Origin of the sequence: Xenophilus sp., from assembly GCF_044462705.1 — a bacterium.
GTDB lineage: Bacteria > Pseudomonadota > Gammaproteobacteria > Burkholderiales > Burkholderiaceae_C > Xenophilus > Xenophilus azovorans.
In genome coordinates this window covers 1-4,296 of record NZ_JBIQNC010000300.1, presented here as the reverse complement: position 1 = coordinate 4,296, position 4,296 = coordinate 1, and the positions used below count along the sequence as shown (strand labels likewise).

Annotated in this window: 4 protein-coding genes; all 4 read right to left on the bottom strand. The window is 70.7% G+C overall.

Going from position 1 to position 4,296, the window contains the following annotated elements; translation table 11 throughout:
- The coding region (locus tag ACIY1X_RS25120) for a DMT family transporter (RefSeq protein ID WP_399686059.1) at nucleotides 1–794 on the bottom strand (794 nt) is incomplete at its 3' end.
- A gap of 10 nt (nucleotides 795–804) precedes the next feature.
- Nucleotides 805–2,421: a gamma-glutamyltransferase family protein gene (locus ACIY1X_RS25115; RefSeq protein ID WP_399686056.1), complete on the bottom strand. Its 1,617-nt coding sequence runs from the start codon at nucleotides 2,419–2,421 to the stop codon at nucleotides 805–807.
- A gap of 37 nt (nucleotides 2,422–2,458) precedes the next feature.
- Complete coding sequence (locus ACIY1X_RS25110; RefSeq protein WP_399686053.1) at nucleotides 2,459–3,424, bottom strand: Bug family tripartite tricarboxylate transporter substrate binding protein; 966 nt, start codon at nucleotides 3,422–3,424, stop codon at nucleotides 2,459–2,461.
- Between the two features lie 246 nt (nucleotides 3,425–3,670).
- Nucleotides 3,671–4,296, bottom strand: a 626-nt coding sequence (locus ACIY1X_RS25105; RefSeq protein ID WP_399686051.1) for a tripartite tricarboxylate transporter permease, incomplete at its 5' end; no start/stop codon positions are given.

Here is a 4,296-nt window from a genome sequence, read left to right as displayed (position 1 = left end):
GTTTGCGCGGCGGCGGCGGCGCCGATGCGCTCGATGGCCATCATGACGGCCAGGACAGGCACCGCCGTGCACAGGGTGGCGTTGAGCACCGACAGCCAGATCACCTCCGGCGCCACGGCCAGCACCGTGCCGGCCGGCCGCAGCAGCAGGTACTGGACGATGCACAGCACGCAGGCCACGCCGGTGGCCAGCCCCACCAGGCGCAACGAGCCCAGGCGCCGGACGAACTCGCCGCTCCACACCATGTAGACGGCATAGCTCACGGCGCTGAGGAAGACCAGCAGCGCGCCCCACGCCGCCGCGCCGCCCTGGCCGATCTGCACCTCGTGGCCGAAGACCAGCAGCACGCCCGCGTAGCTGACGGCCATGCCGAGCATCTGGCCCGCGCGCACGCGCCGGCGGTAGGCCAGCCAGCCGAACAGGATGACCAGCGTGGGGTTGAGGTACAGGATCAGCCGCTCCAGGCTGGCCGTGACGTAGGCCAGCCCGGCGAAGTCCAGGAAGCTGGCCAGGTAGTAGCCGGTGAAGCCCAGGCCCAGCACGCCGAACCAGTCGCGCCGCGTGAGCGCCGGCCTGCCGCGCCCCGCCCACCACGCCATGACGGCGAACAGGGGCAGCGCGAACAGCATGCGCAGCATGATGAGCGTCACCGCGTCCACGCCGTAGCGGTAGGCGAGCTTGACGATGATGGCCTTGCCGCTGAAGGCGATGGCGCCGAAGCAGGCCAGCAGCAGGCCGGCCGCAGTCGATGCCCTGGCCGGCGGCGGGGCGGCGGTGGACGTCGTCGCGGGCACCCGTCCTCGCTCAGAAGCCGGCGGCCAGGCCGTCGCGGCGCGGGTCGCTGGCGGCCTGGTAGCCCTCCACCGCCGGGTCGCCCATGCGCCAGATGAACTGGCCGGCGCCGAAGTCCTGGTAGGAGTCCTGGATCACCTCGACCTCGTGGCCGAGGTCGACCAGGCCCTGCACCGTCCGCGGGTCCATCGCCGCCTCGGCGTTGATCGCCCGGCCGGCGTTGAAGCGCCAGCGCGGCGCGTCGCAGGCGGCCTGCGGCGCCTGGTGGTAGTCGAGCATGCGCACCAGGGTCTGCATGTGGCCCTGCGGCTGCATGTTGGCGCCCATCACGCCGAAGCTCATCACGGGCTGGCCGTCCTTCGTGAGGAAGCCGGGGATGATGGTGTGGAAGGGCCGCTTGCCCGGCGCCACCCGGTTGGGGTGGCCCTCGGCGAGGCTGAAGGCGTGGCCGCGGTTGTGCAGGCTGATGCCGAAGCCGGGCTCCACGCAGCCGGAGCCGAAGCCCATGTAGTTGCTCTGGATGAAGCTGACCATCATGCCGCTCTCGTCGGCCGCGGTGAGGTAGATGGTGCCGCCCTTGACGGGGTTGCCGGGCTTGAATTCCTGCGCGCGCTTCACGTCGATGAGTCTGGCACGGCTGGCGAGGTACGAGTCATCGAGCATCTGCTCGGGGGTCACCTCCATCGACGATGGCTCGGCCACGTAGCGGTACACGTCGGCGAAGGCCAGCTTCATCGCCTCGATCTGCAGGTGCTGCGAAGCCACCGAGTCGACCGGCAGCGCGGCCACGTCGAAGTGCGAGAGGATGCCCAGCGCGATCAGCGCCGCGATGCCCTGGCCGTTGGGCGGGATCTCGTGCAGCGTGTAGCCGCGGTAGCTCTTGCTCACGGGCGTGACCCACTCGGGCTGCCAGGCCGCCAGGTCGGCGGCCGTGAGGCTGCCGCCGTGGGCGGCGGCGAACTTCGCGATCGCCGCCGCGATCTCGCCGCGGTAGAAGGCTTCGCCCCTGGTCTCGCCGATGGCCCTGAGCGCCCGCGCCGCCGCCGGGAAGCGGAACAGCTCGCCCACCTCGGGCGCGCGGCCCCAGGGCAGGAAGGTCCCGGCGAAGCCCGGCGCGTCCTTCAGCAGCGGCGTGGCGGCGGCCCACTTCTGCCGCACCACCGGCGGCACGAGGTAGCCGCGCTCGGCGATCTCGACGGCCGGGGCCATCAGGTCGGCGAAGGGCAGCCTGCCGAAGCGCTCCGACAGCGCGGCCCAGGCGCCCACCGCGCCGGGCACCGTCACCGCGTCGATGCCGCGCAGCGGCGGATGCTGCGCGTCGTTGCCGTACTTGCGCCGGAAGTAATCGGGCGTCCAGGCCGCAGGGGCCGGGCCGGAGCTGTTCAGCCCGTGCAGTTGCCGGCCGTCCCACAGGATGCAGAAGGCGTCGCCGCCCAGGCCGTTGCTCACGGGCTCCACCAGCGTCATCGCCGCGGCGGCGGCCACCGCCGCGTCCACTGCGTTGCCGCCCTGGTGCAGGATGCGCAGGCCGGCCTGCGCGGCCAGCGGGTGCGAGGTGGAGACGACGTTGCGCGCGAACACCGGGATGCGCGTGGAGGTGTAGGGGTTGGCGTGGTCGAAGTGCTTCATGGCTGCTGCTCGGACAGGGGAAAGGGCCGGGGGGTGATCACTCGTTGACGATCTTGCGCAGGGCGATGATCTTCTTCCATTTGGCCGCGTCCTGCGCCACCAGGGCGGCGAACTGCGCCGGCGTGCCGGTGGCGGGCTCGATGCCCAGCTTGCCCAGCTTGTCGCGCAGTTCGGGATCGCTCACCGCCTGGTTGGCGGCCGCGTTCACGCGCGCCACCAGGTCGGCCGGCAGGCCCCTGGGCCCGAACAGGCCGAACCAGGTGGTCGACTCGAAGCCGGGCAGCGTGTCGGCCACCGGCGGCAGGTCGGGCGCCAGCGGGCTGCGCTGCGGCGAGGTGACGGCCAGCGCTCGCAGCCGCCCGTCGCGCACGAAGGGCAGGCCGGTGGGCAGCGCGTCGAACAGCAGGTCCACCTTGCCGCTCATCAGGTCGGGCATGGCCAGCGCCGTGCCCTTGTAGGGGATGTGCGTGACGAACACGCCCGCCATCGACTTGAACAGTTCCGCCGTGAGCTGGACGATGGTGCCCGGCCCGCTGGAGGCGTAGTTGAGCTTGCCGGGGTTCTTCTTCGCGTAGTCGATCCATTCGCGCACGCTCTTCGCGGGCGAGTCGTTGGGCACCAGCATGATGCTGGGCGCGTCGCCCACGTGGCCGATGGGCGTGAAGTCGCGCACCGTGTCGTAGGGCAGCTTGTTGATCGACGGCCCGATCGAATGGGTGCTGGTGGTGGCCAGCAGCAGCGTGTAGCCGTCGGCCGGCGCCTTGGCGGCCAGGTCCGAGCCGATGGCGCCGCCGGCGCCGGGCTTGTTGTCCACCACCACCGCCGCGCCCAGCTTCTCGCTCATCTTCTGCGACAGGGTGCGCGCGAACAGGTCGGTCGCGCCGCCGGCCGGGAAGGGCACGATCAGGCGAATCGGCTTGCCCGGGTACGTCTGCGCGAAGGCGCGGGAAGCGGGAAGCAGGTTGGCCGCGGCGGCGGCCAGCATCAGGTGTCTGCGTTGCATGGATGTCTCGGGTGAAGGCGCCGGCACGGCGGAAAGCGCCGCGGCCCTCCTGCGCGCGGCGCTGTCGCGGCCGATTGGAACCGGAGCCCCCGCGCGAAGGAAATGGATTTATCTGATGAATCCATGATTTCCACGCATTGATCCCGTGCGCGCCCGAGGCGCCGCGCCAAAGAAAAACGGCACCCGAAGGTGCCGTTGCGTGGCTCGCGGCGCGGCGGCCGAACGGCTGCCGCGCTCGCAGGCCCGTCATTCCTCCACGAAGGCTTCCTCGCGTTTGGACTTCACCGCCGGCAGCAGCACGATCACGATCATCAGGGCCGAGGCGATCAGCAGCCCCGCCGAGATCGGCCGCGTGACCAGCACCGACCAGTCGCCGCGCGAGAGCAGCAGCGCGCGGCGCAGGTTCTCCTCCATCATCGGCCCGAGGATGAAGCCCAGCATCAGCGGCGCGGGTTCGCAGCCCAGCTTGATGAAGCCGTAGCCGATCACGCCGAAGATGGCGACCATCCAGATGTCCCAGGTGTTGTTGTTGGTGGAGTACACGCCGATCGCGCAGAACAGCACGATGGCGGGGAACAGCCACCTGTAGGGGATGGTCAGCAGCTTGATCCACATGCCGATCATCGGCAGGTTCAGGATGATCAGCATCAGGTTGCCGACCCACATCGAGGCGATCAGGCCCCAGAACAGGTCCGGGTTGCTGGTCATCACCTGCGGGCCGGGCTGGATGTTGTGGATGGTCATCGCGCCGACCATCAGGGCCATCACCGGGTTGGGCGGGATGCCCAGCGTCAGCATCGGGATGAAGGAGGTCTGCGCGCCGGCGTTGTTGGCCGACTCGGGGCCGGCCACGCCGCGGATGTTGCCCTTGC

Bases quoted from the DNA above. Each gene is read 5' to 3' on its own strand.
- ACIY1X_RS25115 (WP_399686056.1), bottom strand. From the start codon at position 2,421: ATGAAGCACTTCGACCACGCCAACCCCTACACCTCCACGCGCATCCCG.
- ACIY1X_RS25110 (WP_399686053.1), bottom strand. From the start codon at position 3,424: ATGCAACGCAGACACCTGATGCTGGCCGCCGCCGCGGCCAACCTGCTT.